The sequence below is a fragment of the Streptomyces sp. WI03-4A genome, assembly GCF_033792105.1.
GTDB classification, from domain to species: Bacteria; Actinomycetota; Actinomycetes; order Streptomycetales; family Streptomycetaceae; genus Streptomyces; species Streptomyces collinus_A.
The window spans coordinates 19317-40662 of the sequence record NZ_JARAUO010000052.1 but is presented as its reverse complement, the minus strand read 5'-3'; the positions used below and the strand labels follow the sequence as shown (position 1 = coordinate 40662).

Sequence of the window (21346 nt, the reverse complement as noted above, 5' to 3'; positions counted from 1 at the left end):
GGCCGACGGGCTGACGGCAGCCTGCGAGGAGTCGGTCAGCGAGAGCTGAAGACCGGGGTCCAGCGGCCCGGGTAGTCGTCGCTCGCCTTGCGGAAGCCGCTCAGCGGGACGACCTTGTCGGTACCGACGGTGACCAGCAACAGCTGGTTGCGGAACTCTCCCTTGCCGCCGCACTTCTTGGGGTCGCAGCCCCAGGCGATGAGACGCTTGTTGTCGGCCCAGGCGAGGAGTTGCTGCACCGGAACGGTGGTGATCTGCCGGCCGGTGTGCGCGTCCAGGATCGCGGCGGCGATCGTTTCCCCGTAGCCCGCGAAGCCTCCCGCGCTGAGTTTGCCGTCGGGCGAGACACCTGCCTCCTCCGAGGCGGGGCCCTTCTCGTCCGCCGGCCAGTCGGCCTTGGTTCCGTCCGGGGTGTAGTAGTCGCGGAAGGGCTTCGTCGGGGTGTCCGCGTAGACGAGCTTGCCGTCATGGCTCCAGGCGAAGTCCGCGCGGGAGTTGCCGAACCAACCCATCTCGTCCTTCGAATCGGCCACTTCGTGCCAGTGCGCCTCGCCCGAGTCCACGTCCACGACGGTGAATCCGGTACGGCTGGGCACCGGTCCGGGGACATCCTTGCCGTTGACGTTCTGCTTGTGGTCCGCGAACATGCGGTCGGGATTCTTGGCGTAGGTCGTCGCGACGAGCTTCGTGCCGTCCGGTGAGAAGGCGACGCCGGCGACGCCCCGGTCCATCTTGATCCAGCGGTCCACCCTGCCGGTGATCAGGTCGAGCAGTCCGATGCGCCTGGCGGGCAGTTCACCCTCCAGTACGGCGGCGGTGCGGGAACCGGGGGCGACGGCCAGGTAGGCCCATGCGGTCTTCTCGTAGGTGCCCGTCTTCTGGTCGAGGAGCCCGTAGGTACGGGTGAGGACGTCGTCACCGTTCGGCTGCTTGACGGACTTGGTGACGTAGAAGGCGGAGAGGACCGTGTCCCCGGCCGCGATGAGGGACCTGGGCGGCGACTGGTCGGGATGGCCGATGACGTCGCTCCGGTTGGTCACGCTCGCGGGCCGAACGTCGTCGCCGCCCGTGCCGAGGCGGGGTACCGCCACCGCGAGGGTGATCGCGGCGACCGACGCCGCGGCGACGGACACGAGCCGGCGGGTACGGCGGCGGCGCCGCACGGCCAGGACACGGTCGGCGAGGTGGGGCGGTGCGGGGACGGTGTCCGCGGCCTGCTCGCGCAGGGCGTCCGACACCAGTTCGTCGACGTTCACGGATGCACCTCCACGGGCGGGTTGGGGTGGGACGGCTGCTGTTCGGCCCTGGCCGGGCCGAGCGCCGCGAGTTCGGGCGCGAGGGTGCGCAGACGGGCCAGGGAGCGGTGCGTCGTGGACCGTACGGTCCCCACGGAGCAGCCCAGGATCCGGGCCACGTCGGCCTCCGGAAGATCCTCGAAATAGCGCAGGACGAGCACCGTGCGCTGCCGGGCGGTCAGCCTCGCCAGCGCCCCGCGCATCACGAGGCGCAGCTCGGCCGCGGACGGCGCGTCCGCCGTGGTGCTCGTCTCGGGCGTCCGGGCGACGCTCAGCTCGCGGTGCGGCCACTTCAGCCGCCATCGGCTGACCTGCTGCCGGTAGAGGACCTGGCGCACGTACGCCTCCGGTTCCTCGATCCGGTTCCAGCGGCCCGCGACCTTGATCAGCGCGTTCTGCAACAGGTCCTCGGCGGTGTGGCGGTCGCCGCCGCACAGGAGGACGGCCGTCTTCAACAGCGCCGACGACCTGTTCGCCACGAACTCCCGGAACTCCGCATCGGCTTGTGCATCCATCGTCACCTTCTCTTGCCCGGCGGCCCCGGTGGCTCACCCCTACGCCCCTGATGACGCGCGCCGCCGCCCCTCACTATGCCTCCCGGGATGATCTACGCCGAAAATCTTTTCCGGCCCACGCGGCGGGCGGTGGACGGGCGTGGCCGACGCGCCCGTCACTCCGGACGGGAAGCGGGGGGCCCACCCCCCTTCTGGTGTGGGCCGCCGGGTTCGTGGGTGGTCAGCCGTGGTGGCCCGCCCGGTCCACCGAGACGTGTCGCGGCAGATCGGTCCTTTCCCGTGTTCAGCGCGACAGCCGTGCCGTCAGGTGGTCCGCCAGAATTCGCACAGGGCGGTGGCCAGTGCCTCGGGGGCCTCCTCGGCGATGTGGTGGCCGGAGTCGATCGGGCCGCCGTCCAGGCGGTCGCCCGCCCAGGCGCGCCAGACGCCCAGTACGTCGCCGTAGAGGTCGGCCATGTCGTCGCGGGTGGCCCACAGCACCTGCAGCGGGCGGTCGATGCGCCGGCCCGCGCGGCGGTCGGCGTCGTCGTGCTCTCGGTCGACACCGAGGCCGGCCCGGTAGTCCTCGCACATGGCGTGCACGGTGGCCGGGTCGTGGATCGCGTGCCGGTAGTCCTCGTACGCCTCGGCTCCCATGTGCTCGGCCGTGGCCTTGTACCAGGCGTCGGGGTCCGCGTTGATGACACGCTCGGCGGGCTTGTCGGTCTGCCCCAGGAAGAACCAGTGCCACCAGCTCGCGGCGAACGTCGCGTCACAGCGTCGCAGCGCCTCCCCGATGGGGACGGCGTCCAGCACGCTGACCGCGGACACGGCCCGCGGGTGGTCCAGGGCCAGGCGCGTGGCCACGTACGCGCCCCGGTCGTGCCCGACGACGGCGAACCGTTCGTGCCCGAGGCCGCGCATCACCGCCACGCAGTCGGCCGCCATGGCGCGCTTGGAGTACGGGCGGTGCCGCGCGTCGGTCGGAGGTTTCTCGGACCGGCCGTAGCCGCGCAGGTCGGGGCAGACCACGGTGTGGCCGGCCGAGACCAGCAGCGGGGCGACACGGTGCCAGGTCGCGTGCGTGCGCGGATGGCCGTGCAGGAGCAGCACGGCGGGACCGCTGCCGCCGTGCCGTACCCGCAGCCGGGCCCCGTCACCTTCGCGTCGCGTCAGCTCGAACCCGTCGAACATGGGCATGCGCCCCTCCCCGGCCTCGGACATCCAACCCCTGCCCTGCAAGGGCCTGTCCATGCGGACCCCGACGGCCACTGCGGCCTCCGCGCCCACGCGACGGGCGGCCGGCGGCGACCGCTGCCGTGCCGCCCGCCGTTCAGATGACTCCGAGGAGTCCGTTGCGCACAATCGGTGCCATGGACTACCGATATGCCGTGGGGGCCGATGCCATGGCCATGGCTGAGCTCTTCGCTGCCAATCACCATGACGCTCTGACGGAGCAGGAGCGTGCGAGGCAGGGATTCGTGCAGGGGGACTTCGACGCCGGCACGCTGCGCGCGATGGCCGAGGCCGGGAGCCTGCTCGTCGCGGACGACGACGGGCGGCTGGCCGGCCTGCTCGGGCTGGCCTCCCCCGAGGACCTGCCCAGTGCGCCCCCGCCGGTCCGGGCGCTGCTGGATGCGCAGGGTTCGCTCCAGTGGCGGGGGCGCCCGCTGCGTTCCACTCCCTTCCTGCTCTACGGGCCCGTGGTGGTCGCCGCCGCCTATCGCGGCAAGGGAGTGGCCCGGGGGCTGTTCGCCGCCGCGCTTCGGGCGGCCTCGGGCCGGGCCGATGTGATGGTCGCGTTCATCGAACTGGCCAACCGTGCCTCGTGGGCGGTCCACGTGGACGGTCTCGGCATGACCCCCCTCGGCGAGTTCACCCTCGGCGACCGGGCCTATGGCGTCGTCGGCGCGTCCACCCGGCCGGCGTCCACGCCCGGAACCTGAGGTGGTCCCGCCTCCCTACGGATTCCCCCGGCCCCCGGACGACCGCCCGCCCAGCAGGCACCCGCACAGCACCGCCGTGGCCGTGTAGCGGGCGGCGGAGCCGAGGGTCACCGTGTGGAAGCCCCGGAGGAAGCCGGCCGGGCCGGTGGGCCGGCCCGCGATCGCGCCGGCCACCGCGATGCCGATGGCGCCGCCGGTCTGGCGCGCGGTGTTGTTGACGGCGGAGGCGAGGCCGGAGCGTTCGCCGGGGACGGCGGCGATGGCCGCCGCGACCACGGCGGGGGTGAGCAGCCCGCAGCCGATGCCCCACAGCAGGAACGCCGGCACCAGCAGGCCGGGGCCGGAGTGGGCGTCGGCGCGGGTGAGCAGGGCGAGTCCGGCGGCGGCCACGAGCAGGCCGGCGACGGCCGGTGCGCGGTGAGCCGTTCCGGCTGGTGACTCGCCCGCCGAGCAGCGCGAACACGGCGACCATCAGGGCGCGCGCCGCAGCAGGGTGATCGGTGAGTGGGCCGTCCTCCACGGGTACCACGGAGCCGGAGGACGTCCCCCGCGGCACGCACCACGCGCGGCGGGGCCGTGCGGCGTGGCACGCGCCGCGTGTGGCAGGGCGGCGCGCGACGGGGCACTCACCGCGTGCGACGGGGTGCCGCGGCGGTCTGGCCCCGGCCGGCTAGCGCTCGGGGAGCCGGTGCAGGGTCACGTCGGTGAGGGTGCCGTCGGCGAGGGTCGCGGTCAGGTAGGTGCGGTGCGGCTGGCGGCGGCGGTCGGTCGGGGAGCCGGGGTTGAGCAGCCGCAGTCCGCCGGGGGCGGTGCTGTCCCAGGGGATGTGGCTGTGTCCGAAGACCAGCACGTCCAGGTCGGGGAAGCGGGCCGCGCAGCGGGTCTCGCGGCCCTTCGCGGGCCCGGTCTCGTGGACCACGCCGAAGCGCAGGCCGTCGAGTTCGGCGTACGCCACCTCGGGGAGCCGGGCCCGCAGCTCGGGGCCGTCGTTGTTGCCGTACACGCCGATCAGCCGGCGGCTGCGGCTCTCCAGCAGGTCGAGGGTGGCGGTGTCCACCCAGTCACCGGCGTGGAACACGACGTCGGCGTCCGGGAGTTCGGCGAGCAGCGGGTCGGGGAGCCGCTTGGCGCGCTTGGGCAGGTGGGTGTCGGACATCAGGAGCAGGCGCACGCCGCCAGCCTAGGCCCGTCAGGAGGCCAGACGCCGTACGGCGCTCACGGCGCCCAGTACGGCGGCGCCGGTGCCGAGGGCGGTGGCGGCCGGGTGCCGTACCAGGACCTCCTGCCAGGAGCGGGCGTGGGAGCTCTCGTCGAAGGAGCCGTGGGCGCCCTGGTCGTCGGCGCGGTCCCGGTCGGCGGGTTCGAAGAGGTTGCTGAGGTCGGAGGGCGGGACGCTGTCCGTCTGCTGGGAGCCGAAGCCGGTGCGGGCCAGGTAGCGGTCGAGCAGGGCGGGAGCCAGCCGGTTGGCCCAGATCGTGGCCACGGTGGTGGCGCCGACGTAGTACTGCTTGCGGCGCGGATGGTCGGCCGCGTACGCGACTCCGCGCGCGGCGACCTCCGGCTGGTAGATCGGCGGCACCGGCATCGGGTGCTTGGCGAGCCGGTCGCGGACCCAGTCGAACTGGGGCGTGTTGACGGCCGGCATCTGGGCGACGGTGACGTGCACGTTGCTGCCGCGGTGCAGCAGTTCGACGCGCAGGGTGGAGGTGAAGCCGTTGATGGCGTGCTTGGCACCGCAGTACCCCGACTGGAGCGGGATCGAGCGCTCGCCGAGCGCGGAGCCGACCTGCACGATGGTGCCACGGTCGCGGGGCAGCATGCGCTTGAGCGCGGCGCGGGTGCCGTTGACGAAGCCGAGGTAGGTCACCTCGGTGATCCGCTTGTACTCCTCGGGGGTGATCTCCTCGAACGGCGCGAACACGCTGGAGAAGGCGCAGTTGATCCACACGTCGATGGGGCCGAACTCCTTCTCCGCGGCCTCGGCCACGGCCTCCACCTGTGCCGGGTCGGCCACGTCGGCGGTCTGGACGAGGGGGCGCCCGCCGAGCGCCGCGACCTCGTCGGCGGCCGCTTCGAGACCGCCCTTGCCGCGGGCGACGAGCACGACGTCGGCGCCGCGCCGGCCGTAGAGGCGGGCGGTGGCGCGGCCGATCCCGGCGCTGGCCCCGGTGATGACGACGGTGGGCATCTTCCTCTTCTCCTCTCGCGGGAACGCGGGCGGTTCCCGGATCCGGCTCGCTTCGGGCTCTGTCCCGGTGCGGGCTGCGGGCTGTGCGGGGCGTTCGCGCCTCCGTCGTGGTGGCCGTGCCGGTGGGCACTCCCCTCGGGTCGGGTCAGGTGCGGTGCCGCAGTCGCCGGGCCGCGCCGGTGCCGGCCGCGGCGACCAGGGCCGCCGCCGAGGCGGTCGTCGCCCAGCGCAGGACGCGGGACGGCCCGTGCGGGCGGTCGGCCAGGCGTTCGGGCTCCTCGCTGGGCAGGTTGCCGTCCAGGGCGAGGGCGAGGACCTCGGCGAGGTGCAGCGCGCGGCGGCCGGTGCCGCCCTCCTCGATCTGGGTGCGGCAGCTGAAGCCGTCGGCGAGGACCAGGCTGCCGGGGGCGGCCGCGCGGACGGCGGGCAGGACGCCCTGTTCGCCGACGGCCATGGACACTTCGTGGTGGCCGCGTTCGAAGCCGAAGTTCCCGGCGAGGCCGCAGCAGCCCTCGTCGAGGACCTCGGCGTCCAGGTGGGCGCGGCGCATGAGTTCGCGGTCGGCGTCGAACTTCATGATGGCGTGCTGGTGGCAGTGGGTCTGCACGGTGGCGTGGCGGGCCAGTTGCGGGGGCCGCCAGTCGTCGGGCGCGTGGTGGACGAGCTGTTCGGCGAAGGTGCGCACCTGTCCGGCGAGCCGCTGCACGTCCTGGTCGGCGGGCAGCAGCTCGGGGGCGTCGGACCGGAAGACGGCGGTGCAGGAGGGTTCGAGGCCGATGACGGGGGTGCCGGCGTCCAGGTAGGGGCGCAGCACGTCGAGGGTGCGGCGCAGCACCTTCTCGGCGACGGGGAGCTGGCCGGTGGAGATCCAGGTCAGGCCGCAGCAGACCGGCTTGGTGGGTACGGCGACCCGGAAGCCGGCGTCCTCCAGGACCCGTACGGCCGACTTGGCGATGGAGGGGTGGAAGTAGGTGCTGAAGGTGTCGGGCCACAGGACCACGGTGCGCGGGTCGGCCGGGTCGGGCTCGTCGCCGCCGCGCGCCTGCCACCACTGCAGGAAGGACTGACGGGCGAACAGGGGGGCGGAGCGGGCCGCGGCGACGCCGGCCAGCCGCTTGCCCGCGCCGGCGAGGCCGGGCGTGTGCAGCGCGAGGTTGACCAGGGCCGGGGAGAGGCGGGAGAGCCGGGCCCACAGGGGCAGCCAGCCCATCGAGTAGTGGGCGGCGGGCCGCATCCGGCCCGCGTAGTGCTGGGAGAGGAACTCCGCCTTGAGGGTCGCCATGTCGACACCGGTCGGGCAGTCGGACTTGCAGCCCTTGCAGGCCAGGCAGAGGTCCAGGGCGTCGCGCACCTCGGTGGACCGCCAGCCGTCCTTGACGGCCGAGTCGGCGTGCCCGTCCAGCATCTCGAAGAGCAGCCGGGCCCGGCCCCGGGTGGAGTGCTCCTCCTCCCGGGTGGCCCGGTAGGAGGGGCACATCACGCCGCCGGAGTGGCTGCGGCAGTTGCCGATGCCGACGCAGCGCATGACGGCGCGGTTGAAGGAGTGGTCGTCCTCGGGGAACTGGAAGTGGGTGGCGGGGGTGTCGGGACGCCAGGTGGGGCCGAGGCGCAGTTGCCCGTCGACCGGGTTGGGGTCGACGACCTTGCCCGGGTTCATCCGGTTGCCGGGGTCGAACAGCGCCTTCAGTTCGCCGAAGGCGGTCACGAGACGTTCGCCGAACATCCGGGTGAGCAGTTCGCCGCGGGACTGCCCGTCGCCGTGCTCGCCGGACAGGGAGCCGTCGTAGGAGGCGACGAGGTCGGCGGCGCGTTCCACGAAGCGGCGGAAGTGGGCGACGCCGTCGGCGGTCTTGAGCCCGAACGGGATGCGGGTGTGGACGCAGCCCTGCCCGAAGTGCCCGTACAGGGAGGGGTGGTCGTAGTCGAACTCCTCGAACAGCTTCTTCAGGTCGCGCAGGTAGTCGCCGAGCCGCTCGGGCGGGACGGCGGAGTCCTCCCAGCCCTCCCAGGTCTCGCGGTCGTCGGGCGGGCGGGCGGTGACGCCGAGTCCGGCCTCGCGGGCCTTGAGCATCCTCTGTTCGCGCTCGGGGTTGTCGGAGAAGGCGACGTTCGCGTCCTTCTCGCCCCGGCCGACGGCTCGCAGCAGGGCGTGCGCCTGCTCGTCGACGGCGTCCTGGCTGTCGCCGCTGAACTGCACCATCAACCAGCTGTCGCCCTCGGGAAGGATGTTGAGGGACTCCAGGTAGGCGCCCTCTTCGCGCATGAGCTGGGCCATGCGGCCGTCCAGGGCCTCCAGCTGGCTCGGCGAGCAGTGCTCCAGGAGGTGGGAGACGTCGTCGGCGGCGGCGCAGATGTCCTCGTAGCCGAGGACCAGCAGCGACTGGAACGCGGGTACCGGTACGAGGTCGAGTTCGGCACGCAGGACGGTCACCAGGGTGCCCTCGCTGCCGACGAGCGCCTTGGCCACGTCGAAGCCGTTCTCGGGCAGCAGCGAGTCGAGGTTGTAGCCGGAGACGCGGCGCGGGATCTTGGGGAAGCCGCGCCGGATGTCCCCCAGGTACTCGGTGGCGATGCGGTCCATGCCGCGGTAGAGCTCGGCGAGCCGCCCGCCGCCCGCCTCGATCCGGGCGCGTTCGCCGGGCGAGGTGGGGCCCACCCAGGCGCGCTGCCCGTCGTAGGTGAGGACCTCCAGGCGGCGCACGTTGTCGACGGTCTTGCCGTAGGCCTGGGCCGAGGCGCCGCAGGAGTTGTTGCCGATCATGCCGCCGAGGGCGCAGTGGCTGTGGGTGGAGGGCTTGGGCCCGAACTGGAGCCTGTGCACGGCGAGTCGCCGGTTGAGGGCGTCCAGGACGATGCCGGGCTCGACGACGCAGGTGCGGGCGTCGGGGTCGACGGACACCAGGCGGTCGCAGTACTTGGTCCAGTCGACCACCACGGCGGTGTTGGTGGTCTGCCCGGCGAGGCTGGTGCCGCCGCCGCGGGAGAGGACGGGGACGTCGAAGCGGGCGCAGACGGCCACGGCCCGGGCGCCCGCCTCCACCGTGCGCGGCACCACCACCCCCAGCGGCACCTGCCGGTAGTTCGAGCCGTCCGTGACGTAGGCGCCACGACTGCCCGCGTCGAAGCGGACCTCCCCGTCCACTTCGTCCCGGAGTGCGGCCTCCAGGCCGGAGATGTCCCACTGGGTCATCTGCGCTCCTTGCGTTCACCGAGGTGCTGCTCCGTCCGAGGACGGGCGAGTACCCGAGCAACCCATCAGGCAAAACTGAACAGTCTGGGCTGGACAGTTTTCCCTGCCGGATCTAGGGTGGCGGCATGGCCGACATCTCCGAATCCGCCGTTCGCGCCGCGCGTGACCTGCGCGTGGTGTTCAGCAGGCTGCGGCGCCGCATCCGCGAGGTCACGCAGGACGCCGACCTGACACCGTCGCAGGAGTCGGCCCTGTCCCTGGTCGGCAAGCACGGCGCGGCCACGGCCAGCGCCCTCGCCGCGGCGGAGGGCGTGCGCCCGCAGTCGATGGCGACCACGCTCGCCGCCCTGGAGCAGCACGGCCTGATCCGGCGCGCCCCCGACCCCGACGACGGCCGCCGCCAGCTGGTCACCCTCACCGAGGCCGGCCGGGCCCGGGTCGAGGGCAACAAGCAGCTGCGCGAGGAGTGGCTGGCCCGCGCCTTCCAGGACCGCTACACCGAGGAGGAGCGGCAGGCGGTCCTGCGGGCGCTGGAGCTGATGGCGCGGCTCTCCCAGCCCTGACGCCCGGCCCGTCGGCAGGCGCCGCCCTCCGGCCCGTCGGCGGGCCCCGCCCCTTCCCCGCCGAGTCCGCCTCTCCCGGTCCGCCTCCCCCTCCGCCGCCGAGTCCCATCCGCCGCACCCGTCCCCGCCGGATCCGGCCCGACGTGCCCGACGTGCCCGCCCGGCCGTCCCCACCGTTCCCACCGTCTCCTCCGTCTCATTGCCTCCTTCGTCCCACCTCCTCCGTCCCACCGTCCCGCTGGACGTCCCACCCCTCGAAAGGCCCGACCGGCTCATGTCGCTCACCACGCTCGACCCCCGTACCGCCCTCGTCGCGATCGACCTGCAGAACGGCATCGTGGGCATGCCCACCCAGCCGTACGCCGGTGCCGACGTCGTAGCGCGCACGGCCGAACTCGCCGACGCCTTCCGGGACCGCGGTCTGCCCGTGGTGCTCGTCCGGGTCTCCTTCGCGCCCGACTTCGCGGACGCCGTGCCCGGCCGCACCGAGCGCCAGGCGCGGGGCCTCGCCTTCCCGGAGGGGTGGGACGCCGTCGTCGACGAACTGTCCGGCCACGCCGGTGACATCCGCGTCACCAAGCACAACTGGAGCGCCTTCCACGGCACCGACCTGGAGGTCCAGCTCCGCCGCCGCGGCATCACCCAGATCGTGCTGACCGGCATCGCCACCAGCATCGGCGTCGAGTCCACCGCGCGCGACGCCTACGCCCACGGCTACCACGTCACCCTCGCCACGGACGCCATGGCCGACAGCGACCCCGAGGCGCACCGGGGCAGCGTCGAGCGGATCTTCCCGCGGCTCGGCGAGAGCGGCACGACGGCGGAGATCCTGGAACTGCTGGCCAAGACGCACGCCTGACCAGCGCGTCCGGTGCCCGGTGCGGGCGGGCAACCGCCCCCGCCGGGCGCCGCGTTAACATTTCGGCCACGCGCACCGTGCCGCCCAGGTCACGGAAAGCGAACCAAGGGGGCTTGGAAGCCGGATGCCGGTCAAGGTCAGCGTCGTCGTACCCGTGTACAACCCCGGCCCGTACATCGAGGAGTGCGTCGCCTCGATGCTGCGGCAGACGCTGCCTCCCGACGAGTTCGAAGTGATCTTCGTGGACGACGGCTCCACGGACGCCACCCCGGCCCGGCTCGACGCGCTCGCCGCCGAGCACCCGCACATCAGCGTCATCCACCAGGAGAACTCCGGCTGGTCGGGCAAGCCCCGCAACGTGGGCATCGAGGCGTCCCGCGGCGAGTTCGTGATGTTCGTCGACAACGACGACCACCTCGGCGACGAGGCCCTGGAGCGGATGTACGCCTACGGGGTGGCGAACGACGCGGACGTGGTCGTGGGCAAGATGGCCGGCAAGGGCCGCCCGGTGCCGGTGGAGCTGTTCCGCCGCAACCGGCCGCGCGCCACCGTGGCCGACGCCCCGCTGATCGACAGCCTCACCCCGCACAAGATGCTCCGGCGCGCCTTCCTGGAGCGCACCGGACTGCGCTTCCCCGAGGGCCGGCGGCGCCTGGAGGACCACGTCTTCGTCACCGAGGCCTACCTGCGCGCGGACAACGTCTCGGTGCTCGGCGACTACGTCTGCTACTACCACGTCAAACGCGAGGACGCCGCCAACGCCGGCTTCCAGCGCTTCGAGCCCGTCGGCTACTTCAAGAACCTCCGCGAGGCCCTCGACGTCGTCGAGCGGTACACCGAGCCGGGCCCGCTGCGCGACCGGCTGCTGCGCCGCTGGCTGCGGGTGGAGATGGTCGAGCGGATGAGCGGGCGCCGGCTGCTGGCGATGCCCGACGACTACCGGCGCGAGCTGCTGCGGGAGATGCACGCGGTCGTCGTGGAGCGCTTCGGCCCCGGGGTGGCCACCGGGCTGCGCCCCGACCAGCGGATCGTCGCCGCCCTGATCCGCGAGGACCGGTACGACGACCTGGTCGCCTACGCCGAGTGGGAGACCGGCGTGCGGCCCAGGGCCGTCCCCACGGCCGTCGAGTGGCAGGAGGGCACGCTGCGCGTGCGCTTCACCGCGGAGTACCACGGCCCCGACGGCGCCCTGACCGTGGACCCGGACGCGCCCCGGCCCGCGGCCGACGGCGCGCCCGCCGACCTGACCGAGGCGGCGCGGCGGCTGGCGGCCGCTGCGGCCGAGGGCTTCGAGGACGCGCGCGCCGACCTCGTGCTGCGCGACCGGCGGACCGCCGCGTCCTTCTTCCAGCCGGTGGAGGTCACCCGCGAACGCGTCCCGGCCGGGGACGGCCGGATCCGCCTTGTGCTGCGCGGCACGGCCACCGTCGACCCCGCCGGTGCGGCGGGCGGCGCCGCGCTGTCCGGCGGCCTGTGGGACGCCTATGTACGGGTCTCGCTCGGCGGCTGGACCAAGGAGTGCCGGCTGGGCCCCGCCCCGGAGCGGGCGGCCGCGCTGCCGCCGGCCGGGCTCGTCGCCGGCCGGGTGGTGCTGCCGTACTGGACGAAGCGGTACCGCAACTTCTCCCTGGACGTGAACCGGGCCGTCAGGTCGCTCGGCCTGCACCGGCTCACCCCGGCGGACGCGGCGGTGTCCGACACCGACGTGCTGACCGTCGCGCTGCCGCTGCACGTCCCGGACACCACCGACGTCGCGGTCCGGCTGACCGACACCGCCTCGGGCCGGACGCTCGACCGGGCCGCCGTGCTCACGCCCGCCGACGGCGCCCACGCGCTGCTGGAGGCCGCGCTCCCGTCGGACGACCTGCGCAACACGACCTGGCGGACCGATCTGCGCCCGTCCGACGGCCGGGTCCTCGCGCTGCCGCTGCTGCTGCGGGCCGGCCGCACCCGGGGCGCCGTGGAGGTGACCCGCGGCGCGCCGGCCGGGCTGCTGCGGCGGGTGCTGCGCGGGGCGCGGCGCCTGCTCGGCGCGGTACGGGGCAGGACGGGCAGGACCACGACGACTCGAAGGGCCTGACGGGATGCGGCAGTTGGGGATAGCGGACGCCTGGGTGCTGGAGCCGAAGGTGTTCCCGGACGACCGGGGCAGCTTCCACGAGTGGTACCGGGGCGCGGAGTTCCGCGCGGCCACCGGGTACGACCTCACGCTCGCCCAGGCCAACTGCTCGGTGTCCCGGCGGGGCGTGCTGCGGGGTGTCCACTTCGCCGACGTGCCGCCCGGGCAGGCCAAGTACGTCACCTGTGTGCGCGGTGCCGTGCTGGACGTGGTCGTGGACATCCGGGTGGGCTCCCCCACCTTCGGCCGGTGGGAGGCGGTGCGCCTGGACGACGACACCCGGCACGCCGTGTTCCTGGCGGAAGGTCTCGGACACGCCTTCATGGCGCTGACCGACGACGCCACCGTGGTGTACCTGTGCTCGGCCGGGTACGCGCCGGGGCGCGAGCACGGCGTGCACCCGCTCGATCCCGGCCTGGGCATCGCCTGGCCGGAGGACGCCGAGCCGGTGCTGTCCGGCAAGGACGCCGAGGCGCCCACCCTGGCCGAGGCGGAGCGGTCCGGGCTGCTGCCCAGCTACGCGGACTGCTCCGCCCACTACGAGCGGCTGCGCGCGGGCCGGTTCAGCGGCTGACGGAGTACGGCGCCAGCGCGCGCCGCAGCGGCTCCCAGCCGCGGGCCCGTCCGGTCCCGCGGTTGCGGGCCGCCACCAGCGGCTTCCAGAAGCCGGCGCCGAGGAAGTCGGCGGGCGCGACGGCCGTGGTGCGCTCCAGGACGGACTCGGGCACCTTCTGCGGGTCGGGCACCTCGAACTCCGCGACGATCTCGTCGTAGCGGTCCTTCAGGACGGTGTTCGCCGGGTCGGCGCCGAACACCACGAGCTGGCCGGTGGGCGCGGTGTCGACCAGGACCGTGACCAGGTCCGGGCGGTGGCGGTTCAGGATCTCGACGAGCTTGTAGACGTCGCCGGTCCAGGCGTCGGTGTGCCGGTCGCGGGCGGCCTCGTCGACGTTGCGCGGGAGCATGTCGTCGAAGACGATCACACTGGCCCAGTCGGCGTGCTTCTCGATGTTGACGAAGTCCCGCAGCGCGTACTCGAACAGGTGCATGCCGTCGATGAACGACAGGTCGAGGGTGGTGCGTCTGAAGTACCCGAACGGGCTGCGGTTGCGCGCCAGGTTGCGCAGCGGATGGCGGCCGCCCCTGAGGTGGGCGAGGGGGTTGTCGCGGGCGAAGAAGTCGTCGCTGGTCGCCTTGGCGAGGTGCACGTCGCAGCGGATCTCGGTGACCACCTTGAACGCGGGGTCGATCGCGATGCTGGGCACCCGGGACAGCGTCAGGCTGCGACCGTCGTTGACGCCGATCTCCAGGTAGTTGCGGTTCGCGCTGACCTTGTGGAGCTCCCGCAGGAACTCGTGCCGTTTCACTGGGACATCTCCTGGCGGACGGGAGGCGGGGCATGGCTGCGTGAGCCGAGCGCCGCTCCCTCGGCTCGCGGCCTCACCCTAACGGCGATCGTCCGATGCGGACCTGTGTTTGCCACACGGGGCCGCCGCCGGCCGCGCCGCCCCGCGGCTCAGTCCTCGCCGCGGACTATGTTGTCCTCGGCCCCGGCGCCCTGCTGCGTGGCGGAACGTTCCAGCACGGCCGGCAGACAGGTGCGCGCCCTGGTGCGCCGACGGCGCTTGGCCTTGGACCAGCCGGTCTCGGCGTAGGGGAGCGTGGTCTTCTCACTGCTGTGCGCGGTCACGGCGCTTCATCTTCCTTCTGGTTCCCTCTGGCTCCGGGGCCAGGTGCGGGGAATGCCTCCCGCACCCGGCCCGTCGCACGGTGTGTGCGGTCCGGGTCCCCGCGCCGCACGCGCACAAACCAGGCGGAACCGGCTCAGGTCCGGCCGCCGCCACCGCCGCCGAAGGACCCGCTGGACCCGGGCGACCACCGCGGGCGGCGCTGGTCCTCGGCGCGCCGGGTGCCGACGTTGCCGAGCTGATGGGGCGTGAGCCGTTCGCTCTCGTCCGTGGCCCGCGGCACCTCGTAGGGCTCGCGCATCTCGCGCGTCTCCCGCACCGGCCCGTCGGGCGGGAGCGTGGGCTGCTCGTCGGGACGGGGCGGGGCGGACTCCCGCCGGCGCACGTTCATGCCGAGCCGGACGGCCCACACCAGCCCGGCGGTGATGGCGACACCGGCGACGAGGACGAGGACGTATCCGAACATCTGACCGCCCCCGGCTGCTTGGTACGTGGCTGCGTTCATGGGCGTCGGGTACCCGGGGGCGCCCGACGGATGCCTGGCGGACACCCGGCCGATGGCGCTTCACCCGGACGGCGCAGCGGGCCGCGGACCCGGCCGTGGGCCCGCAGGGCGTGGCGCGGGCGGGCTCCGCGACCCCCGGAGTAGCGTCGCTCACGATGACCGAATCACCGGAAATGTCCGAGCTCAGGGAGATCACCGCACGGTACTCGGCCCCCGCCCAGCGGCCCGGCCGGGCCCTGCTGCGCTGGGCCTTCACCGCCGACCACAAGGTGATCGGCCGGCTCTACATGGTCACCTCGTTCTCCTTCTTCCTGCTGGCCGGGCTGCTTGCGCTCGGCATGCGGGCCGAACTGGCCCGTCCCGGCCTGCAGTTCCTGAGCGAGGAGAGCTACAACCAGTTCTTCACGATCCACGGCACCATCATGATGCTGCTGTTCGCCACGCCCATGTTCGCCGGGTTCGCCAACGCCGTCATGCCGCTGCAGATCGGCGCCCCCGACCTGGCGTTCCCGCGGCTGAACGCGATGTCGTACTGGATGTACCTGTTCGGCGGGCTGATGGTGATCTCCGGCTTCGTGGTGCCGGGCGGGGCGGCGGCGTTCGGCTGGTTCGCGTACGCGCCGCTGAACAGCGCCTACTTCTCCCCCGGCGCCGGCGGCGACCTGTGGACCATGGGTCTGGTGGTGTCGGGCGTCTCGACGACCCTGACCGCGGTGAACTTCATCGCCACCGTCGTGTCCCTGCGCGCGCCGGGCATGACCATGTTCCGCATGCCCATCTTCACCTGGAACGTGCTGTTCACCTCGATCCTGGTGCTGCCCTCGTTCCCGGTGCTGACCGCCGCGCTGCTGGCCCTGGAGTCGGACCGCAAGTTCGGGGCGCACGTCTTCGACGCCGCGAACGGGGGCGCGCTGCTGTGGCAGCACCTGTTCTGGTTCTTCGGCCATCCCGAGGTGTACATCGTCGCGCTGCCGTTCTTCGGCATCATCTCCGAGATCATCCCGGTCTTCTCCCGCAAACCGCTGTTCGGCTACCTGCCGATGATCGGGGCGACGATCGGCATCACCATGCTGTCGGCGGTGGTGTGGGCGCACCACATGTTCGCCACCGGCGCCGTGCTGCTGCCGTTCTTCTCGATCATGTCGTTCCTGATCGCGGTGCCCACGGGCATCAAGTTCTTCGCGTGGACCGGGACGATGATCAACGGCTCGCTCTCGTTCGAGACGCCGATGCTGTGGTCGCTGGGGTTCCTGGTGACGTTCCTGCTGGGCGGGCTCAGCGGGGTGCTGATCGCCTCGCCACCGCTGGACTTCCACCTGACCGACTCCTACTTCATCGTCGCCCACCTGCACTACGTGCTGTTCGGCACGGTGGTGTTCGCGATGTTCGCCGGGTTCTACTTCTGGTGGCCGAAGTTCACCGGGAAGATGCTGGACGAGCGGCTCGGCAAGTGGCACTTCTGGCTGCTGTTCCCGGGGTTCCAGGCGACCTTCCTCGTGCAGCACTGGCTCGGCGAGGAGGGCATGCCCCGCCGGTACGCGGACTACCTGCCGTCGGACGGCTTCACCCTGCTCAACGCCATCTCCTCGGCGGGTGCGTTCGTCATCGGCGTCTCCACCCTGCCGTTCCTGTACAACGTCTGGCGCACCGCCGTCCGGGGGAAGCGGGTCACCGAGGACGACCCGTGGGGCTGGGGCCGGGGCCTGGAGTGGGCGACGTCCTGCCCGCCGCCGCGGCACAACTTCGTGGCGCTGCCGCGGGTGCGCTCGGAGTCGCCCGCCTTCGACCTGCGCCATCCGGACGTCGTGCGCAAGGCCGAGGAGAAGGGACTGCGGTGAAGGCGGAGGCGAGGCTGTTCGGCGGGGTCGCGCTGTTCTTCTGGGCGACCGCCGCCCTGTACGGGGTGTGGTCGGGCGAGGCGGCGGGCACGACGGCGCTGGTGGTGGCGGGCGGGATGGCGGGGGTGATCGGCTTCTTCTTCCTGGTCCAGTACCGGCGCCGGGGCTCCCGGCCGCAGGACCGCACCGACGCGGACGTGGCGGAGGCGGCCGGGCCGGTGGCCTTCTTCCCGGACGAGAGCCCGTTCCCGATCGTCACCGCGCTGGGTTTCGCGCTGACGGCGACCGGGGTGGTCTTCGGGCTGTGGCTGTTCCTCATCGGCTCGGTCGTTCTGGCTCGCGGGGTCTACGGGATGGTGTTCCAGTACGCCCGCCGGTGAGCGCCCGGCGCGGCGCTCCCGGCCGGAACTCCTCGACGGGCTCGTGGTCGCTCTCGTAGCCGCCGGTGACGTTCTGCTTGATGTCGCCGGTGGGCACGCCCTCGGCCAGGCGCTCGCGCTCGGCCTCGGTGAGAGCCCGGCACAGCCAGCGGGTGACGAGGAAGGCGACGACGGGCGCGAGCACGAGGGAGACCCGCAGGATCCAGGTCAGGGCGTCCACCGAGACGCGGAAGGTCTGGGCGATGACGTCGTTGGCGCCCGCCACCAGGAGCACGACGTAGAAGACGGTGCCGGCCACGCCGAGGCCGGTGCGCACGGGACGCTCGCGCGGCCGGTCGCACAGGTGCTGCTCGCGGTACCACTCCCCGGTCAGACGCTGCTCCACGAACGGGTAGGCGTACAGCACGCCGAACAGCAGCGCGGGCAGCACGACCGCCGGGAGCAGCACGTTCCACATGAGGGTGTGCCCCGCGAAGTTGGTCTCCCAGGGCGGCACGAGCCGCAGCGCGCCCTCCAGGAAGCCCACGTACCAGTCCGGCTGCGAGCCGGTGGAGTCCACGTCGGGGCGGTAGGGGCCGTAGGTCCACACGGGGTTGATCTGCGCGACGCCCGCCATCAGCGTCAGGACGCCGCCGACGGTCAGGGACAGCCCCGTGGAGAGGGCGGTGAACTGGGGGAAGAGCGGCTTGCCGAGGACGTTGCGGTTGGTGTGTCCTGGCCCCCGCCACTGCGTGTGCTTGAGGTGGAACACCAGCATCAGGTGGACCGTCACCAGGGCCAGGATCGCGCCCGGGAGCAGCAGGATGTGCAACGGGTACAGACGGGTGATGATGTCGTGGCCCGGGTAGGGGCCGCCGAAGGCGAAGAACGCCACGTACGTGCCCACCACGGGCAGGGACGTCATGATGCCCTGGGCGATGCGCAGTCCGGTGCCGGAGAGCAGGTCGTCGGGGAGCGAGTAGCCCGCGAAGCCCTCGGCGAGCGAGAGGACGAACAGGGTCAGCCCGATCACCCAGTTGGCCTCGCGCGGCCGGCGGAACGCGCCGGTGAAGAAGATCCGCAGCATGTGCAGGCCGATCGCGGCGATGAAGACCAGCGCGGCCCAGTGGTGGATCTGCCGGATCAGCAGGCCGCCGCGCACGTCGAAGCTGATGTCCAGGGTGGAGTCGAAGGCCGCCGACACCAGCACACCGCGCAGGGGCACGTAGGAGCCGTCGTAGACGACCTCGGTCATCTCCGGCTGGAAGAAGAAGGTCAGCCACACGCCGGTCACGACCAGCACCAGGAGGCTGTAGAGGGCGATCTCGCCGAGCATGAACGACCAGTGCTCGGGGAACGCCTTGCGCAGCAGCGCGCCGCCCTGGAGCAGCGGCAGTCTGGCGTCCACCGCGCCCGCGACGCGTTCCGCGCGGCGGGCGGCTCGGCTCACGAGTCCTCCGGTGCCGCCGCTCGTGCCACCTCGGCCTCCACCTCGGCGCGCGGCCGGCCCGTCTCGCGCGCGTACTCGCTCAGCGCGGTCTGCACGTCGCGGGCGAGGTCCCGCCAGGCGCGCAGCGCCGTCTCGTAGGTGCCCGACTGGGCGCCGGTCATCTGCCGGTCGGCCGGCGGGCCGTACGCGATGCGCAGCTCGTCGACCATGCGCTGGGCCGCGTCCGAGGCCCGCTGCTTGGCCACCAGCTCTTCGAAGGTGTGTGCCACGTCAAGACCCTAGGCACGGTGGGCGCGACGCCGCCTGTCGAGCCGCCGTTCGGGGGAGGACCGCTCCCCCGGACGGCGGTCCGGCGTACCCCGGCCGGCCGGTGCGGCCCCTACCCCTGGTCGGGTGGCGGGCCGGCGTCCGGCACGAGGTCCGCCCACACCTGTTTGCCGCCGCTGACCGGCACCGTGCCCCAGGCCGCCGAGACCGCCTCGACCAGCAGGATGCCCCGTCCGCCGGTGGCCTCCCAGCCGATGCTGGTGGGCTTGACGGGGCTGCGCGGCGAGCCGTCGGCCACGGCGAGCCGGAGCCGGTGGTTGACCAGGCTGAGGTCGAGCCGGACCTGGCCGCCGGTGTGCACGAGGGCGTTGGTGACCAGCTCGGAGACGATGAGCAGGGCCGCGTCCAGGGTGTCGCGCTCCACGCCCCAGGTGCGCAGGGTGCGCCGGGTGAAGCGGCGGGCGTGCCGGACGGCCTCCGGGACCCGCCACACGGTCCAGCTCTCGCGCAGCGGGCGTACGGCCATGCCGTCGTAGCGCATCAGCAGCAGGGCGACGTCGTCGCCGCGGTGCGCCCCGGTCAGCAGGGCGTCGGCGACCAGGCCGAGGTGGCCGGGGTCGGCGGCGGCGAGCTCCGCGGCGAACCGGGCCATGCCCTCGTCGATGTCGGCCTCGGCGGACTCCACCAGGCCGTCCGTGGTCAGCGCGAGCACCGTGCCGGGCTGGAGCCGCAGCGGGGTCATCGGGAAGTCGGCCCGGGTGAGCACACCGAGCGGCGGGCCGCCCTCGGTCTCGACGATCTCGGTCGATCCGTCGGGGTGGCGCAGCACCGGCTGGGGGTGGCCGGCGCGCACGCACCAGGCGGTGCCCTGCTCCATGTCGACGTCGACGTAGCAGCAGGTGGCGAAGAGGTCGGTCTCCATGTCCAGCAGCAGCCGGTTGGCGTGTGTGACGACGACGTCGGGGGCGTGGCCCTCGGCGGCGTAGGCGCGCAGGGCGGTGCGCATCTGGCCCATCAGGGTGGCGGCGCCCGCGTTGTGACCCTGGACGTCGCCGATGACGAAGGCCACGTGGTTGTCGACCAGCGGGATCACGTCGTACCAGTCGCCGCCGACCTCGAGTCCGGCGGTGGTGGGCAGGTACCGGGCGACCGCGACCGCGCCGGGCAGCCGGGGCAGACGGCGTGGCAGCAGGGTTCGCTGGAGCATGCCGACGAGTTCGTGCTCGGCGTCGAAGGCGTGCGCCCGCAGCAGGGCCTGTCCGGCGAGGCCGGCCGAGGCGGTGAGCAGGGCACGCTCGTCGGGGGCGAACTCGTGGGGCTGGTCCCAGCCGATCAGGCAGGCGCCGGCCATGCGGCCGCCCGCGGGCAGCGGCAGCACGGCGAGGCCGCCGGGGCCCACCTCGGCGAGGGCGGGCTCGAGGGCGCTGCCTGCGGGCCAGATCCGGGACCGGCCCTCGCGCAGGGCGGCGGCGAGGGTGGGCATGGACCGCACCGGCGCGTCGGGCCACTCGGTGCGCCACTCGCTGCGCCACAGCTCGGGCCAGGCCTCGGGTTCGGGCGGGTCGAGCACGGTGACGACGAGCCGGTCGTTCTCCAGCTCGGCCAGGGCGAGGCGGTCGGCCTGCAGGGGTTTGCGCAGGGCGACGACGACGGCCTGGCCGACGTCCTTGACGGTGCCGGCCATGGCGAGGGCGGCGGCCAGGCGCTGCACGCGGGCCACGTCGGTGACGTCGGAGCGCAGCGTCGAGGCGTCCGCGACGGTGCCGACGAGCCGGGCCGGGCGGCCCTCGCCGCTGCTCAGCATCCGCCCGCGCAGCCGCAGCCACTTGGGCGGCCCGGACGGCTGCAGGACGCGGAACTCCAGCTCGCGTTCGCCGATGGACATGTGGTCGGCCTCGACCACCGACATCAGGGCGGGCAGGTCCTCGGGCACGGTGAGGCCGAGCAGCGTCTCCACCTTGCCGTCGAACTTCTCCCGGCCGATCCCGAAGAGCCGCAGGATGGTGTCGCCCACCTCGACCCGGCCGCTGTCCATGGCCAGGCTGAACCGGTCGGCGGGCAGCTCGCCGACCTCCGTGGTCCCGATCGACGCGGGCACGGCCACCGCCCGGGCGACCAGTTCCAGGCAGGCGCGGTCGTCGGTGCCGAAGCCGCCCGGATGCTCACTGACGGCGAACAGACAGCCGCCGCCGGCCGGGCCGAGCGGCAGCACCCCGACCGAGAAGTCGGCCGACGGTGTCCGGCGCGCCTCCGGGAAGTCGGCCAGCTCGGCCGGGCCGAGCCACACCGCCCGCCCGGTGCGGTGCGCCTCCGCGACCGGCGAAGCGCCCGCGGCCGGATAGCTGTCGCGCAGCCCGTACAGCGTGCGCGGCAGTCCCGCCGACTCCACCAGGCACAGCCCCGTGGGGTCGGCACCGGGCGCGTAGACCCCCGCGAACGCCGCCCCGGCGAACACCAGCGCCTGTTCGAGAACCCGGCGCAGCCGGTCGGGAGAGGCGGACAGGTCGATGAGCGTTTCAAGGGCGGTCTCGGCACGCTCGGCTCTCGTTCTGCGCACCGCAGCACCCTCACTGGCCACTTGGCCA

20 protein-coding genes are annotated in these 21346 nt (G+C 73.3%); 7 read left to right on the top strand and 13 right to left on the bottom strand.

The window, feature by feature from the left end:
- Positions 1-35 precede the first annotated feature (35 nt).
- The 3 genes from PV343_RS35645 to PV343_RS35635 form a co-directional block, all read right to left on the bottom strand.
- A complete protein-coding gene (locus PV343_RS35645; protein WP_319151178.1) occupies positions 36-1256 on the bottom strand; it encodes a WD40 repeat domain-containing protein in 1221 nt (406 codons plus the stop codon).
- Positions 1253-1810 (bottom strand): SigE family RNA polymerase sigma factor, encoded by a 558-nt coding sequence (locus PV343_RS35640; protein ID WP_319151177.1) that lies wholly within the window; start codon positions 1808-1810, stop codon positions 1253-1255. Before PV343_RS35640 ends, PV343_RS35645 begins: the two co-directional genes overlap by 4 nt.
- 303 nt (positions 1811-2113) lie before the next feature.
- A complete protein-coding gene (locus PV343_RS35635) occupies positions 2114-2983 on the bottom strand; it encodes an alpha/beta fold hydrolase (RefSeq protein WP_319151193.1) in 870 nt (289 codons plus the stop codon).
- A 179-nt stretch (positions 2984-3162) separates the two neighbouring features.
- Between PV343_RS35635 and PV343_RS35630 the strand changes: the two genes are divergently transcribed.
- Positions 3163-3735 (top strand): GNAT family N-acetyltransferase, encoded by a 573-nt coding sequence (locus PV343_RS35630; protein WP_319151176.1) that lies wholly within the window; start codon positions 3163-3165, stop codon positions 3733-3735.
- Positions 3736-3750: 15 nt separating this feature from the next.
- Here PV343_RS35630 and PV343_RS35625 read toward each other — a convergent pair whose 3' ends face one another.
- The 4 genes from PV343_RS35625 to PV343_RS35610 form a co-directional block, all read right to left on the bottom strand.
- Positions 3751-4125, bottom strand: coding sequence for a hypothetical protein (locus PV343_RS35625; protein ID WP_319151175.1), 375 nt, complete (start codon positions 4123-4125; stop codon positions 3751-3753).
- A 280-nt stretch (positions 4126-4405) separates the two neighbouring features.
- Positions 4406-4906: a metallophosphoesterase family protein gene (locus PV343_RS35620; protein ID WP_319151174.1), complete on the bottom strand. Its 501-nt coding sequence runs from the start codon at positions 4904-4906 to the stop codon at positions 4406-4408.
- Positions 4907-4924: 18 nt separating this feature from the next.
- Positions 4925-5923 carry an SDR family oxidoreductase gene (locus PV343_RS35615; RefSeq protein ID WP_319151173.1) on the bottom strand — a complete coding sequence of 333 codons (999 nt, stop codon included), beginning with the start codon at positions 5921-5923 and terminating at the stop codon, positions 4925-4927.
- Between the two features lie 145 nt (positions 5924-6068).
- Positions 6069-9113 carry an FAD-binding and (Fe-S)-binding domain-containing protein gene (locus PV343_RS35610; protein ID WP_319151172.1) on the bottom strand — a complete coding sequence of 1015 codons (3045 nt, stop codon included), beginning with the start codon at positions 9111-9113 and terminating at the stop codon, positions 6069-6071.
- 125 nt (positions 9114-9238) lie between these two features.
- Here PV343_RS35610 and PV343_RS35605 point away from each other — a divergent pair, with 125 nt between their 5' ends.
- The 4 genes from PV343_RS35605 to rfbC all read left to right on the top strand — a co-directional run bounded on the left by PV343_RS35605 (position 9239) and on the right by rfbC (position 13228).
- On the top strand, positions 9239-9676 hold the full coding sequence (locus PV343_RS35605) for a MarR family winged helix-turn-helix transcriptional regulator (protein ID WP_319151171.1): 438 nt from the start codon (positions 9239-9241) through the stop codon (positions 9674-9676).
- Positions 9677-9950: 274 nt separating this feature from the next.
- Complete coding sequence (locus tag PV343_RS35600; protein WP_319151170.1) at positions 9951-10535, top strand: hydrolase; 585 nt, start codon at positions 9951-9953, stop codon at positions 10533-10535.
- A 124-nt stretch (positions 10536-10659) separates the two neighbouring features.
- The gene (locus PV343_RS35595) at positions 10660-12615 is read left to right on the top strand and encodes a glycosyltransferase family 2 protein (RefSeq protein WP_319151169.1); all 1956 of its coding nucleotides are present in this window, start codon (positions 10660-10662) and stop codon (positions 12613-12615) included.
- A gap of 4 nt (positions 12616-12619) precedes the next feature.
- Positions 12620-13228, top strand: a complete 609-nt coding sequence (gene rfbC, locus PV343_RS35590; RefSeq protein ID WP_319151168.1) for a dTDP-4-dehydrorhamnose 3,5-epimerase — start codon at positions 12620-12622, stop codon at positions 13226-13228.
- Here the strand turns inward: rfbC and PV343_RS35585 are convergent.
- The 3 genes from PV343_RS35585 to PV343_RS35575 form a co-directional block, all read right to left on the bottom strand.
- On the bottom strand, positions 13218-14021 hold the full coding sequence (locus PV343_RS35585) for a class I SAM-dependent methyltransferase (RefSeq protein ID WP_319151167.1): 804 nt from the start codon (positions 14019-14021) through the stop codon (positions 13218-13220). The genes rfbC and PV343_RS35585 overlap by 11 nt on opposite strands.
- A gap of 149 nt (positions 14022-14170) precedes the next feature.
- Positions 14171-14344 (bottom strand): hypothetical protein, encoded by a 174-nt coding sequence (locus tag PV343_RS35580; protein WP_319151166.1) that lies wholly within the window; start codon positions 14342-14344, stop codon positions 14171-14173.
- 134 nt (positions 14345-14478) lie between these two features.
- On the bottom strand, positions 14479-14847 hold the full coding sequence (locus PV343_RS35575) for a DUF6479 family protein (protein ID WP_319151165.1): 369 nt from the start codon (positions 14845-14847) through the stop codon (positions 14479-14481).
- Positions 14848-15002: 155 nt separating this feature from the next.
- On the opposite strand from PV343_RS35575, the gene ctaD reads away from it, so the two are divergent.
- Both ctaD and PV343_RS35565 read left to right on the top strand, forming a co-directional pair.
- Positions 15003-16685 carry a cytochrome c oxidase subunit I gene (ctaD, locus tag PV343_RS35570; protein ID WP_387952422.1) on the top strand — a complete coding sequence of 561 codons (1683 nt, stop codon included), beginning with the start codon at positions 15003-15005 and terminating at the stop codon, positions 16683-16685.
- Positions 16682-17065 carry a cytochrome c oxidase subunit 4 gene (locus PV343_RS35565; protein ID WP_319151164.1) on the top strand — a complete coding sequence of 128 codons (384 nt, stop codon included), beginning with the start codon at positions 16682-16684 and terminating at the stop codon, positions 17063-17065. The genes ctaD and PV343_RS35565 overlap by 4 nt, the downstream gene beginning before the upstream one ends.
- On the opposite strand, the gene PV343_RS35560 is transcribed toward PV343_RS35565, so the two are convergent.
- The 3 genes from PV343_RS35560 to PV343_RS35550 form a co-directional block, all read right to left on the bottom strand.
- Positions 17001-18494: a cytochrome b gene (locus tag PV343_RS35560; RefSeq protein ID WP_319151163.1), complete on the bottom strand. Its 1494-nt coding sequence runs from the start codon at positions 18492-18494 to the stop codon at positions 17001-17003. The two genes, PV343_RS35565 and PV343_RS35560, sit on opposite strands and share 65 nt — an antisense overlap.
- Positions 18491-18763 (bottom strand): hypothetical protein, encoded by a 273-nt coding sequence (locus tag PV343_RS35555; protein WP_319151162.1) that lies wholly within the window; start codon positions 18761-18763, stop codon positions 18491-18493. The genes PV343_RS35560 and PV343_RS35555 overlap by 4 nt, the downstream gene beginning before the upstream one ends.
- A 110-nt stretch (positions 18764-18873) precedes the next feature.
- Positions 18874-21339 (bottom strand): SpoIIE family protein phosphatase, encoded by a 2466-nt coding sequence (locus PV343_RS35550; RefSeq protein ID WP_319151161.1) that lies wholly within the window; start codon positions 21337-21339, stop codon positions 18874-18876.
- Positions 21340-21346: the final 7 nt, after the last annotated feature.